Below are 13,295 nucleotides of genomic sequence, written 5' to 3' on the forward strand. Positions count from 1 at the left end.
TGATTCACGCACTAGAACGGGTCTAGTACCACTGCGGATCGTTCTTGAGCTGCTCCATCAACATCTTTTGCATGTCTTCGTCCGGGTCGCCCAGCCAGCGGTAGTCCGCACGCTTGGAAGGCGTCTTGTCCTCAGGCACACCCGTCGGAACCTTTACCCACAGCACATAGGCGTGAGCCTTGTTCCAACTAAAAGCAACTACCAAGCGGTTGTGCAGGCAGTCATCGGCTTTCTCGCAGACCTGCCCAACCAGATATTTGTCGCCGCCTTCCGTGACGGCAGTCATTGGAGCAGAAGTTCCGGAAAGGTTTAACACCCAATCGGGAAGGCGTTCTTGCTTCCGCACGGCGTCCTGCCATGCCTGACGGTACTCAGGGTCTGTTGCAACCAGGTTACCGGCGCGCTCCTGCCCGTCGTTATCAGCGAGTACCGGCGCTGTGGCAGCTACGAAAGCTGCCAGCAGCATGCCGCGGATCACTACCTTCATGTCACGGGCGCCCACGACGGCCGAAGAAGAAGGACACCACGAACAGCACCAGGAAAATAATAAAGAGGATCTTGGCAATACCGGCTGCGGTACCGGCGATGCCGCCGAAGCCCAGCACTGCTGCGATGATTGCAATGATCAGAAAGGTAATGGCCCAACTCAGCATGGTAATACTCCTTTTATGTGTGATCCGTTACGCCTGTTCAGAACACCCAACGTGGCTCGGTGGGGCGCTGAAATTGGTCGCTGTTATCGACCTGTTGCAAGCGGGACGCCTGGGCAGCAGAAGCACTGACTGCGTTCAAGGCAGGGGTTTGCATTGAGTGCAAGGTATGGATCAGCGGCTCGGCCGGCTGGTTCCAATAATGATATTGCTGGGTGCCAAGCAGGGTCAGCATCAGTGCCAGCGAAGCAAAAAGACCTTGGCGCAGGTGATGTGCGGTAATGAAAGAGACCGAAGCAATATGTTGACCTGGCTGTTTCATGTTCACCCCTCCAAAGCGGCCTGCACCGCACACCGATGCGTTTGAGAAGAGTTATTGCAGGCTGCATGCCAGGTTTGGTTTTGTAGGAAAAGTCTTATTTTACGGGGGTTTGCGGCTCCTATTTAGCGGCTGCCTGCGCGCAACCTGCACGATGACCTTAAGCGGCTCGGGCGTTTTGCACGATGATCGTGACCCCGGCTTACGCTGAAGGTTTCACCGCTACCTTAAGTAGGTCCGCGTCGACCCCACGAACCCCAAGAATCCGTCGGGTCACCTCCATCGCCTGCTTCTTATGGACATCGCTGTCCACCTCCCCGGCCAGGGTGACCATTCCGTCCTTTACCTTGACCTCCAGGCGCAACGCATCGAGGCCGCGGTCGTACTGCAGGCTGCTGGCGACCTTGCTGGAAATCCAGGCGTCGCTCATCTCCGCATCGTCTGCCTTGGCTTGGGCCTGCGCTGGGGCAGCGCCGGTGCCGGCGGAACGCAAGCTGATCAGATTGTTGATCACAATGCTGCCGTCGGTATCGGCGGCAAGCGCACCCGCCCACTCTTTGGCGTCCACCGTGGTTGCCTCGCCCTTGAGGGTCACTACACCGCCTGCAACCTCTACGCTGACAGGCGTACCGGCAGTGTCTCTATTCCAGCTCAGCCTGGCCCTGATGATCGCGGCCAAAGTGAGGTCGTCCAGCTGGATCAACTCTGGCGGCTTGAGCGGTGGGCGCTCGGCAAGGGCAGGGTCCAAGGTGAGCCTGTTGTCGATAGTGGCGGCGCCGGTTACCGCCTGGGCGAGCGACCCGGCGAGGGTTTTGTCGCCTTCGCTCTCGACCGAGCCGGTAAGGGTCAACTTGGGCCCGGCCACCTGGACCTTTATCGTATCGGCGGCCAACCGGCTGTTGAGAGCCAGCGCCGTGCTAGCCGCGCCCTCGCTGCGCGCGTCAGCGAGAGAGTCCGCTTCGGCGTCGGTCATGCCCACCAGGCTGACACTGCTTAACACAATGGCCAGGGCCCAGGTTCTTAATGTTCGGTCCAAGCGGATCATCTTCACTCCAAAGGTTGCACCTTCGTCAGGAAAACGGCCGGTCTTGGCGCGACTCGAGCAGTGCAACTCGCCACGCGCCAACCGTTTCGCTGGCAACGCAGCTAGCGCTACCCTGCGAAGGCTGAAATCGTTCAGAATTGACATTGCAACTTGCCCGATAATTCTCGGACTAAGAGAAGATCTTTTTCACAGGAGCGTAAGAAATGGAATCTGGTGCGGATCATCAAGGCCGTATCCTGCTGGTTGATGATGAAGCGGCCATTCTTCGCACCTTCCGCTATTGCCTCGAAGACGAAGGCTACAGCGTCGCCACAGCCAGCAGTGCGGCCCAAGCCGAAGCACTCTTGCAGCGCCAGGTATTCGACCTGTGTTTCCTTGACCTTCGGCTGGGTGAGGACAACGGCCTGGACGTGCTCGCGCAGATGCGCACTCTGGCACCCTGGATGCGGGTGGTGATCGTTACCGCGCATTCTGCGGTGGATACCGCAGTGGACTCGATCCAGGCGGGCGCCGCGGATTACTTGGTAAAACCTTGCAGCCCCGATCAATTGCGCCTCGCCACGGCCAAGCAGCTGGAAGTACGGCAGTTGTCGCAACGGCTCGAAGCGTTGGAAGGGCAGATACGCAAGCCTAAGGATGGCCTGGATTCGCACAGCCCTGCGATGATGGTGGTGTTGGAAACCGCCCGCCAAGTGGCCAACACCGACGCCAACATCCTGATTCTGGGTGAGTCCGGTACCGGTAAGGGCGAGTTGGCGCGCGCCATCCACGGTTGGAGCAAGCGCGCCAAGAAAGCATGCGTGACCATCAACTGCCCGTCGCTGTCGGCAGACCTGATGGAAAGCGAGCTGTTCGGCCACAGCCGCGGCGCGTTCACCGGTGCCAGTGAAAGCACCCTGGGGCGTGTCAACCAGGCTGACGGCGGTACGCTGTTCCTCGACGAGATCGGTGATTTTCCACTCGCGTTGCAGCCCAAGTTGTTGCGTTTTATCCAGGACAAGGAATACGAACGGGTAGGCGATGCAGTTACCCGTCGGGCGGATGTACGCATTCTCGCCGCCACCAACCTGAACCTCGAAGACATGGTCAAGGAAGGGCGCTTCCGTGAAGACCTGCTCTACCGGTTGAACGTGATCACCCTGCACCTGCCCCCTCTGCGCGAACGCAGCGAGGACATCCTGACCTTGGCGGATCGTTTCCTTGCCCGGTTCGTCAAGGAATATGCGCGGCCGGCGCGGACGTTTAGCGAAGAGGCGCGCTCAGCGCTGCTCAATTACCGCTGGCCAGGAAACATCCGCGAGCTGCGCAACGTGATCGAACGCGCCAGCATCATCTGCCCGCAGGAACGCGTGGAGGTCAGCCACCTGGGCATGGCCGAGCAACCGGTCAACAATGCGCCGAGAGTGGGCGCGGCGCTAAGCCTGGACGAGCTGGAAAAAGCTCATATCGGGGCGATACTCGCCAACAGCGATACCCTGGACCAAGCAGCGAAGACCCTCGGCATCGACGCGTCCACGCTGTATCGCAAACGTAAGCAATACAACCTGTGATGCCTTGGATGAAGTTGCGGACCCGGCTCTTCCTGAGCATTTCTGCCCTGATTACCGTGGCCCTGCTGGGGTTGGTGCTAGGTTTGGTCAGCGTAATGCAAATCGCCTCCAGCCATCAGGAAGCGCTGCAGGGTAGCTTTCGCGCGCTGGATAACGGCCTGAAACTACGGCAATTGTTGGGCGATCAGCTGGCGATGGTCTGGGCCGGCGCGCCAAACCCAGAGGCGCTGGAGCTGTCCCAGCAGCAGTTTGAGCTCGCGCTGGAACAAGCGCGGGTCGAAGCGCCTGCCGGGCAGCAACAGCAGCGTTTCGAACGGATTGGCCAGGATTACCAGACCTTCCACCAGCGCTTTGTCGAGGTGTTGGCCAGCAAAGGCAACCCTCGGGTCGACGACGTGTTGAGCAATGCCTTCAACACCGTGCGCGGTGAACTGATAGAGGCGCACAAGGGTGCACTGGCGGCCATCACCGCGAGCGAGCAAGCGTCTCACGAGCACGCCGTGATGGTGTCGGCGCTGCTTGGGCTGGTAGGCATCGCAGTGCTGTGCGTGGGGTTCATTACCGCGCACCGCATTGCCAGACGCTTTGGCGAACCCATCGAGGCGCTGGCGACCGCTGCCGACGATATCAGCCGGGGCCGCTACGATGTGGCGTTGCCGGTTTCGTCCGCCGTAGAAATGAATCGCCTCAGCCAGCGCTTCGCGACCATGGCCGAAGCGCTGCGAACCCACCAGGCCACTAATGTCAACGAACTCATCGCTGGGCAGCAGCGCATGCAAGCGGTGCTGGACAGCATCGACGATGGTCTGCTGATGATCGATCGCCAGGGCTTGCTCGAACACTTGAACCCGGTGGCCCAGCGCCAACTGGGCTGGGAGAGTGATCGCAAAGGCCTGAGCCTAGGCGCCGCGCTCGGCCGCCCCGATCTGGACGCACAGCTGCATACGGTATTGCGCGGCGGCACCTTGGAGCGCGCCTTGGAGGACCTGAGCTTCGAGGTAGACGGCGAGACTCGCCTGCTGGCATATAGCTTGACCCCGGTGAGCCACGTGCAGGGGGACATCCTCGGCGCGGTGATGGTGTTGCATGACGTGACCGAGCAGCGCGCATTCGAGCGAGTGCGCAGCGAGTTCGTGTTGCGCGCTTCCCATGAGTTGCGCACACCGGTGACCGGTATGCATATGGCGTTCGGCCTGCTGCAAGAACGGGTGCGCTTCGAGGCGCATTCCCGTGAGGCAGACCTGCTTAAAACGGTCAACGAAGAGATGCAGCGGCTGATGCAGCTGATCAACGACCTGCTTAACTTCTCTCGCTATCAAAGCGGCCTGCAAAAACTTACCTTGGCACCTTGCGCCGTGGATGAACTGCTGCGCCGCGCCTGCGACCGCTTCCAGGAGGCCGCCGTCGCTCAGGGCACTGAGCTGACCATCGAACTTACCGAAACCTTGCCACGCCTTCATGCCGATGAAGCCCAGCTCGACCGCGTACTGGACAACCTGATCGATAACGCACTGCGCCATACGCCCAACAACGGGCATATCCGCCTGCAAGCCAGGCGGCATGCCGAACGGGTGATCATCAGCGTGGAGGATAACGGCGAAGGTATCGCCTACGGCCAGCAGGGGCGCATCTTCGAGCCCTTCGTGCAGGTCGGGCGCAAGAAAGGCGGTGCCGGCCTTGGGCTAGCGCTGTGCAAGGAGATCGTGCAGTTGCACGGCGGCCGCATGGGCGTGTATTCGCGGCCAGGGCAGGGCACGCAGTTCTATATGGCGTTACCGATCTGATCTCAGCACTGGGCTTCGTGCTCAGTGCATGCCAGCCAATACCTGCAGCATTGCCGCTGTTTCAGCGTCCGGCTCGCCATCAAAACGGGCGGGCCGGTAATGCATCTGAAATGCAGCCAACACGTGCCGGGTGGTGACGTCCAATGTGCCGCTGCGCACCACCGAATACCCGACCCGCGCCAATTGCTCCTGATACCAGGCAATGCTCGGGGGGCTTGCCTCGAAGCGCTGCCTCGCACGACTGACCGCTCCAGCATCGGGCCATAGGCCAAAGCCTTCCTGAGCCAGGCGTTGCCAGGGGAACATGGGGCCGGGGTCGAGTTTTCGCAGCGGGGCGATATCGCTGTGCCCCACGAAATAGCGGGGGTCGATGCGGTACCGCGAGCGGATATCCCTGAGCAAGGCCAACACCGCCTTTACCTGCGCCTCGCTGTAGGGGTACCACACGCGCCCGGTGGGAGTATCGCGATAGCCAGGGTTGACGATTTCGATGCCGATCGAACTTGAGTTGAGCCATGTGCGGCCATCCCATTCGCTCTCGCCCGCATGCCAGGTGCGGTATTGCTCGTCTGCCAGCCGGTAAACGGTTGCTGGGCCATCACCGATCAAATAATGAGCACTGACTTCCCCATGGGTGAGCAGGGCCAGGGAACGATCGAGCGGCGCGGCCGTGTAATGCAGTACAACGAATTGCACGCGGCTGTCGTAATTGACGGAAGGATGGCTGGTATCGACACGCAGGCCGCTGCTGCCACAGCCAGCCAGTAGTGCCGCCAGCAGCACCCAAGCGAGTGTTCGCAAGTTCATGGTGTGTAATAAGGCCCAGGGCAAACCGCTAGTTTACATGCTCACCCGGGCCAGGGTGGCTCAGGCGCTTTCGATCCGGTTGCGCCCTGTGTCCTTAGCCCGGTAAAGGGCCTGGTCAGCGCGCTGGAGGGCAGCCTCCACCAGTTCTTTGGCCCGTAGCGAGGCCGTGCCGATGGAAACGGTGACCACGATGCGCATGCCTTTAAAGTGGAAGGGGCAGGCCTCGATGACCTGGCGCATTTTTTCCATCACTTCGCGGGCCGCTTCGGGGGCCGAATCGGGGAACAGCGCGACGAACTCCTCGCCACCGAAGCGCGCCAGAAAATCTCCTTCGCGCAATTGCCGCCGCAGTTGGTCGGCGACGATCTTCAGCACGCGATCGCCCGCCAGGTGGCCATAGCCGTCATTGATGGATTTGAAGTGGTCCAGGTCCATGATCGCGACCTGCGCCGGCGCCTCTCCAGCCTCACGCTGCGTTGCCAATGTTTCGAGTCGTTCATTCCAGCCAGCCCGGTTAGGCAGGCCGGTCAGCGGATCGAGCAGGGCCTTCTGCCGTTGCTCTTCGAGCACATCGCGGTGAGCCTGTGCTTCGCGCTCCATGCTGGCTACCCGTTCGGACAGCCCGCGCATCCGCTCAGCCACTTCCTCCTCGCGCGCCTCGCGGCGGCGGCGATGCTCATCCATGGAACCCAGCAAGCCATCCAGCCTTGATTCGAGCAGCCGCTTGAGGCCATCGGCATCATCGGCGGCGGCCATGCTCTGGTGAAGCCCGCCTACTTGCTCACGCAGCTCGCTGTCCAACAGCCTGGCCTCGTCCTGGGTCTCGGCCTGGCCTTGGCTGGCCAAATGAAGCTGGTCCTGGAACCAGGCCAGCCGCTCGTTGATCTGCTGCAGGTAACGCTGCAGCTCTTGCTGGCCGTTATCGCTGATTGCCAACATCATCACTGCAAGATCGTCGAGCATCGGTAGCAGTTCATACCAGTTGAGCCCATGTTCGAGGCGCTCGCGCATGGACTCGGCCTTCTCCTGCAGCCTTTGTGGCAGCACCAGATCGTCGAGCATCTTCAGCAGCGTGCCCTCAATGTGCGCTGCAACCGAGCTATAGGTTGGCTCCTGGTTGGCCGACAGACCAAAACCATCCGCGCTGGTATCGCCTTCGGTTCCGCTACCCAAGGCCGAAGCGGTAAGCGCCGCGGCTATTTCCTGCGGCAGCGGCAGGATGTCCAATACCCCGGCCGCGGGCGCTGGCCGGGCAAGGTCGCAGGGCGGTGAACCCTCGGCGGAAGGGGGAAGAGCCTCGTCGCCTGCCTGTTCGAGGGGGGCAGGCTGCGCTTGATCAATGGCAAGCTCCAACGGCTCAGGAGGAGACGGCTCGCTAGCAACCTCCGATTCAGGGTAGGCCAGGGGGGCGGCGGCCGGGCTACCGACGCCCGACGCCACCTCTATGACCAGCAGCCTGGGCTGCTCCTCAAGCTCGGGCTCGTCATTAGCCGGGATCAGCGCCGTTTCGTCGACAGGCAAGGATACGAACGCTGTCACCGCTGCTGGCATGGCCTGCGCTTGTTCAAGCAGCGGCTCCGCCGGCTCCGTTTCACGTTGCCCGAACAGGCGCTCGAGAAGACCGGGCCGGGCTGGTTCCACGTGCGGTTCCAGCGCCGCCAAGGCATTGCCCTGCAGCACACTTAGCTCGCTGAGCAGCAGGGGCAGCTCGCGAACGTGGGCCAGGCGTTTATCCAGGCCTCCTGCAAATTTTTTCAGGGGTTTTGCCGCATCGCGGGGCAGGGGCAGGGTTTGCAGTTGATCCACCAGGGCATTGAGCGCGGTGCTGATCTGCTCCAGGCGGGCTTCCCGCCGCTGCTCGGAGTCCAGCACTGTTCTTTCGAGGCGGGGTATCAGGTTGGCAAGGGCGGCGTCCATGCTGTCGCTACGCACGACCTCGCGCATCTCCTTCATGCACTCGTCCACCGCTTTGTCCGAGCCCTCGGCGGCGAGCGTGCTGCGCACCAGGCCCTGGCGCAGCAGGTCAAGCCGAGCATTCCAGCGACGCTCGAGCTTTTCCTGATCCTCAATGCTTTTGAGGTATTTTTCTTTCCAGCGCAGGGCTTCATCAGTCATGGGCAAACGAGGCCGGCGCAAGGGGAACGGAACTGATCAGCACCCTCGCCAAGGCAAGGGTGCAGAAAGGCAACACGGAGGGTTTATTGGCCGGCGCCCTTGGCCGCGCGCTCTTTCTCGATCAGGCTATCGGCCACTTTCAAGGCTTCTTCAGGGCCACCCGACGAACCGAGGTCAAAACGGTATTTGCCGTTGACGATCAGCGTTGGCACGCCGGTGACGCCGGATTTCTGGGCGTACTCTTTATCCTTGTTCACCGCGCCTTTCACGGCGAAGGAATTATAGGTGCTGAGGAACTGAGCCTTGTCCACGCCTTGAGTGGCGACGAAATCGGCCATTTCCTCAGGGGTCTTGAACATCTTGTGTTCCTTGTGGATAGCGTCGAACACCGCGGTATGCACCTTGTGCTCCACGCCCATGGCTTCCAGCGTGATGAACATCTGGCCGTGTACGTCCCAGATACCGCCGAACATGGCCGGCACGCGACGGAATGCGACGTCCGCGGGCAGCTTGGCGATCCATGGATTGATCACAGGCTCGAAGGCATAGCAATGAGGACAGCCGTACCAGAACAGCTCCACGACTTCGATCTTGCCCGGGTCCGCTACCGGCAGCGGGCTTTCCAGCACGGTGTATTTCGCGGGGGCCTGGGCGTCATCCGCGTGGGCGGCGACGCCGAACAGGCTGGCCAGCGCCATTACCGCGCCGATGAACAGATTACGCATGCTTTACTCCTGAGCGTTTAGGGATGGCCTTCAATACATGGCCGAGGCTGGCATGGCAAGTAACAATACATTCGCAGTTGTAACCGCCCAATGCCGCACGGCAACGACAGCGGCGCGGCCAAGGCGATATACTGCCGCGCATCGTGCCACGGCGCTCGCGCCTTCAGGATTCCAATGTCGTTTAAAAACCCCGTGCTGGGCCTGTGCCAGCAAGCTACTTTCATGCTCAGCGCCGCCAAGGTCGACCAGTGCCCGGAAGATCAGGGCTTCGAGGTCGCCTTCGCCGGGCGTTCCAATGCCGGCAAGTCGAGCGCGCTCAACACCCTGACCCATGCCAGCCTGGCCCGTACCTCCAAAACGCCGGGGCGCACCCAGTTGCTGAACTTCTTCAGCCTCGATGACAGCCGCCGCCTGGTCGACCTGCCCGGTTACGGCTACGCCAAGGTGCCGATTCCGCTCAAACAGCACTGGCAGCGTCACTTGGAGGCTTACTTGGGCAGCCGGGAAAGCCTCAAGGGGATCATTCTGCTGATGGACGTTCGCCACCCCATGACGGACTTCGACAAGATGATGCTCGACTGGTCGGTGGCCAGCGGCATGCCGATGCATATCCTGCTGACCAAGGCAGACAAACTCACCTACGGCGCGGCAAAGAACACCCTGCTCAAGGTGCAGACTGAAATCCGCAAGGGCTGGGGCACCGGCGTTAGCGCTCAATTGTTCTCGGCGCCAAAGCGCAGCGGCCTGGACGAAGCCTATGAAGTGCTGGCTGGCTGGCTGGACCTGATGCCAGAGGAGCCCGCAGACGAACCCGCCGCGCCGTAAAGCGCCAGCCGGGCTGGAACGGCGGGCAAAAAAAACCCCGGACTTCATATGGGGAGGGAGAAGTTCGGGGTCCAAGGTCCGGCCCGCTCGCACGGCGCCGGATATCTGCCAACACTTAACACAACATAGGAGCATGAAGGGCTTCACAGCCATTCAGGAGCTCTGAGCCGAAATTCACGGGTTTAGTTCCTGGGCGATGCAAATTAATCGCAATAACCCGCGATATTTCATCAACTGAACCTGCCCGGCAGGAGCAGGCCGCAGCCTGCGATCCTAGCCGCCCCAAGCCTCCGGGCGCGCCTCAGTGCGCTTCATCCCAGTTATCACCCACGCCCACTTCCACCAGCAACGGCACATCGAGGCTCGCGGCACTGGCCATGTGCGGCTGGATCTGCTCACGCACCCGCTCGACCAGGTCCTCACGCACTTCCAGCACGAGTTCGTCGTGCACCTGAAGGATCATTCGCGCATCCAGCCCGGTCTCCGTCAGCCAGTTATCCACAGCGATCATGGCCCGCTTGACGATATCCGCCGCCGTGCCCTGCATGGGCGCGTTGATTGCGGTGCGCTCGGCGCCGCGGCGCAAGGCAGGGTTCTTTGCATTGATGTCCGGCACATACAGCCGTCGCCCAAAGAGGGTTTCGACATACCCCTTTTCCGCGGCCTGGGCGCGAGTGCGCTCCATATAACCGAGCACACCGGGGTAGCGGGTGAAATAGCGGTCGATGTATTCCTGTGACTGCTTGCGGTCCACGCCGATCTGCTTGGCCAGGCCAAAGGCGCTCATGCCATAGATCAGGCCGAAGTTGATCGCTTTGGCGCTGCGCCGCTGATCGTGGCTTACCGCCTCGAGCTCGACGCCGAATACCTCTGCAGCCGTTGCCCGGTGCACGTCCAGGTCATTCTGGAAGGCGTGCAGCAGGCCTTCGTCACGGGCCAGGTGCGCCATGATCCGCAACTCGATCTGCGAGTAGTCCGCCGCCAGCAGCTTGTACCCTCGCGCCGGTACGAACGCCTGGCGGATACGCCGGCCCTCGGCGGTACGAATAGGGATGTTCTGCAGGTTCGGGTCGCTCGACGACAGCCGCCCGGTAGCCGCCACCGCCTGTTGGTAAGAGGTATGAATGCGCCCGGTGCGGGGGTTGATCTGCTCGGGCAGCTTGTCGGTGTAAGTGCTTTTGAGCTTGCTCAGCGTGCGGTACTGCATCAGCACCCTAGGGAGCGGGTAATCCTGCTCGGCCAGCTCGGCCAGTACCGCTTCGGCGGTCGACGCCTGGCCCTTGGCCGTCTTGCTGAGCACCGGCATGCCGAGCTTTTCATAAAGGATCACGCCAAGCTGTTTGGGCGAGCCAAGGTTGAATTCCTCTCCGGCGATGTCATAGGCCTCGCGCTCCAGCGTCACCAGTTTCTCGCCCAGCTCAAGGCTTTGTGCCGCCAGCAGGCCGGCATCCACGAGGGCCCCGTTGCGCTCCATGCGGGCGAGCACGGGCACCAGCGGCATTTCGATATCGCGCAGCACGCTCTCCACGCTCGGGACCGCGGCGAGCCGTGGCGCGAGCGTCTGGTGCAGCCGCAAGGTCACGTCGGCATCTTCTGCAGCGTAGGGGCCGGCCTGCTCCAGCGGGACCTGGTCGAAGGTCAGCTGCTTGGCGCCCTTGCCGGCGACGTCAGTGAACAGGATGGTTTTGTGGTTCAGGTACTTGTCCGCCAGGCTGTCCATGTCATGGCGGGTGGCGGTCGAGTCCAGCACATAGGACTCGAGCATGGTGTCGAAGGCCACGCCTCGCACGGTGATGCCTTCATCGAGATCACCGCCAATGGCGCAGTTGGCGAGGATATTCATGTCGTACTTGGCGTGTTGAGCCACCTTGCGCTTGGCGGGATCTTCGAGCAGCGGCTTGATCGCGCGCAGAACCATGTCTCGGTCCAGCTGGGGGGGCGCTCCCATGTAGGAGTGGGTCAGCGGTATATACGCCGCTTCATGAGCTTGCACGGCGAAGGAAAGCCCCACCAGCTGCGCCGTTTGCGCGTCAAGGCCAGTGGTCTCGGTGTCGAACGCGAACAGCTCGGCGTTGTGAAGCTTCTCCAGCCACATCTCGAATTGTTCGGGCTCGAGGATGATTTCATAGGTAGGGTCCACCGCCGCCGGTGCGTCGGGCAGGCTCAGCGGCGCGCCAGTGGCCTGGGCATCACGCTTGAGCTCGTCGAGCCAGCTTTTGAACTCCAGTTCCGAGTACAGCGCCATGAGCATTTCCCGCTCCGGCTCGCCACACATCAGGTCATCCACGGCGATGTCCAGCATCACGTCGGTCTTGATGGTAGCAAGCTCGTAGGACAGGAACGCCATCTGGCGGTGCTCCTCGAGCTTGGCCGGCAGTGACTTGGCGCCCCGGATCGGTAGCGCCGGCACCTGGTCGAGGTTTTCGTACAGCTCTGCCAGCCCGCCGCCGATGCCGAGCAACAAGCCTTGGGCGGTCTTTTCGCCCACCCCGGGTACGCCGGGAATGTTGTCGACCTTATCGCCCATCAGCGCCAGGTAGTCGATGATGTGCTCTGGCCCAACGCCGAACTTTTCTCGCACGCCGGGGATATCCAGCACGGTGCCGGTCATGGTGTTGACCAGGGTGATGTGCTCATTCACCAACTGGGCCATGTCCTTGTCGCCGGTGGAGATCACCACCGGCCGCCCTTGTGCGGCGCAGGTCTTGGCCAAGGTGCCGATGACGTCGTCCGCTTCCACGCCCTCTACGCACAGCAGCGGGTAGCCGCTGGCCTTCACCGCGGCATGCAAAGGCTCAACCTGCACACGCAGGTCCTCGGGCATGCTCGGCCGGTTGGCTTTGTATTCCGCGAACAGTTCGTCGCGGAAAGTCCCGCCCTTGGCGTCGAACACCACGGCGAAGGGGCTGTCGGGGTATTGCCTGCGCAGGCTGCGCAGCATGTTCAGCACACCCTTCACCGCCCCGGTAGGCAGGCCCCGGGACGTGGTCAGCGGCGGCAGGGCATGGAAGGCGCGGTACAGGTAGGACGATCCGTCCACCAGGACGAGGGGCGCTTGGCTCATGAGCGGTATCAACCTTTTCAGCTAAGCCGGCGTTAGAATGCCGGTTCAATGGACCACAAAGGGACAAGGTTATCATGTGCTCGCTTAAACGCTTGATGCTCACTGGGTTCCTGCTCACCGCTCCGCTGGCGGCGCTAGCCGCGGACGACGCGCCTTCGGCCGACCCGGACGTCACCATCCGTCAAGAAGGCGACAAGATGATCCAGGAGTATCGGCAGAACGGCTTCCTCTACGCGGTGAAGGTCACCCCCAAGCATGGCAAGCCGTACTTCCTGGTGCGGGCCGACGGGACCAGCCCGAATTTCATCCGCTCCGACCAGCCCGACATGCTCATTCCCCAATGGGAAATCTTCAAGTGGTAGACTCGCGGCGCTAATCCAAATCAGGCTCCGCGCGGCGGGGCCTCCTAAG

General features: G+C 61.8%; 12 protein-coding genes. 4 read left to right on the plus strand and 8 right to left on the minus strand.

Translation table 11 applies throughout. The annotated features are described in order from the left end of the window. Nucleotides 1-22: 22 nt before the first annotated feature. The 4 genes from OGL93_RS14780 to OGL93_RS14795 form a co-directional block, all read right to left on the minus strand. Entirely contained in the window at nt 23-466 is a 444-nt protein-coding gene (locus tag OGL93_RS14780) for an inhibitor of vertebrate lysozyme family protein (protein WP_263263706.1), read from the minus strand. Nucleotides 467-488: 22 nt separating this feature from the next. Further along, nucleotides 489-653, minus strand: coding sequence for a DUF1328 domain-containing protein (locus OGL93_RS14785; protein ID WP_263263529.1), 165 nt, complete (start codon nt 651-653; stop codon nt 489-491). 37 nt (nt 654-690) lie between these two features. Then, nucleotides 691-972, minus strand: a complete 282-nt coding sequence (locus tag OGL93_RS14790) for a hypothetical protein (RefSeq protein ID WP_263263531.1) — start codon at nt 970-972, stop codon at nt 691-693. Between the two features lie 199 nt (nt 973-1,171). Then, on the minus strand, nt 1,172-2,014 hold the full coding sequence (locus OGL93_RS14795) for a BON domain-containing protein (protein WP_263263532.1): 843 nt from the start codon (nt 2,012-2,014) through the stop codon (nt 1,172-1,174). 203 nt (nt 2,015-2,217) lie between these two features. Here OGL93_RS14795 and algB point away from each other — a divergent pair, with 203 nt between their 5' ends. After that, a complete protein-coding gene (gene algB, locus OGL93_RS14800) occupies nt 2,218-3,564 on the plus strand; it encodes a sigma-54-dependent response regulator transcription factor AlgB (RefSeq protein ID WP_263263534.1) in 1,347 nt (448 codons plus the stop codon). Next, nucleotides 3,561-5,348: an ATP-binding protein gene (locus OGL93_RS14805; protein ID WP_263263535.1), complete on the plus strand. Its 1,788-nt coding sequence runs from the start codon at nt 3,561-3,563 to the stop codon at nt 5,346-5,348. Before algB ends, OGL93_RS14805 begins: the two co-directional genes overlap by 4 nt. A 21-nt stretch (nt 5,349-5,369) precedes the next feature. On the opposite strand, the gene OGL93_RS14810 is transcribed toward OGL93_RS14805, so the two are convergent. The 3 genes from OGL93_RS14810 to OGL93_RS14820 all read right to left on the minus strand — a co-directional run bounded on the left by OGL93_RS14810 (nt 5,370) and on the right by OGL93_RS14820 (nt 8,995). Continuing rightward, entirely contained in the window at nt 5,370-6,155 is a 786-nt protein-coding gene (locus OGL93_RS14810; protein ID WP_263263536.1) for an N-acetylmuramoyl-L-alanine amidase, read from the minus strand. Nucleotides 6,156-6,215: 60 nt separating this feature from the next. Then, a complete protein-coding gene (locus OGL93_RS14815) occupies nt 6,216-8,270 on the minus strand; it encodes a diguanylate cyclase (protein WP_263263538.1) in 2,055 nt (684 codons plus the stop codon). A gap of 83 nt (nt 8,271-8,353) precedes the next feature. Further along, nucleotides 8,354-8,995 (minus strand): thiol:disulfide interchange protein DsbA/DsbL, encoded by a 642-nt coding sequence (locus tag OGL93_RS14820; protein ID WP_263263539.1) that lies wholly within the window; start codon nt 8,993-8,995, stop codon nt 8,354-8,356. A gap of 174 nt (nt 8,996-9,169) precedes the next feature. Between OGL93_RS14820 and yihA the strand changes: the two genes are divergently transcribed. Then, nucleotides 9,170-9,820, plus strand: a complete 651-nt coding sequence (gene yihA, locus OGL93_RS14825; protein ID WP_263263540.1) for a ribosome biogenesis GTP-binding protein YihA/YsxC — start codon at nt 9,170-9,172, stop codon at nt 9,818-9,820. A gap of 301 nt (nt 9,821-10,121) precedes the next feature. Here yihA and polA read toward each other — a convergent pair whose 3' ends face one another. Continuing rightward, nucleotides 10,122-12,884 (minus strand): DNA polymerase I, encoded by a 2,763-nt coding sequence (gene polA, locus OGL93_RS14830; RefSeq protein ID WP_263263541.1) that lies wholly within the window; start codon nt 12,882-12,884, stop codon nt 10,122-10,124. 74 nt (nt 12,885-12,958) lie between these two features. Here polA and OGL93_RS14835 point away from each other — a divergent pair, with 74 nt between their 5' ends. Continuing rightward, nucleotides 12,959-13,246, plus strand: a complete 288-nt coding sequence (locus tag OGL93_RS14835) for a DUF2782 domain-containing protein (RefSeq protein ID WP_263263542.1) — start codon at nt 12,959-12,961, stop codon at nt 13,244-13,246. Nucleotides 13,247-13,295: the final 49 nt, after the last annotated feature.

Origin of the sequence: Pseudomonas sp. RIT-PI-S (assembly GCF_025642975.1) — a bacterium.
Lineage (GTDB): Bacteria > Pseudomonadota > Gammaproteobacteria > Pseudomonadales > Pseudomonadaceae > Aquipseudomonas.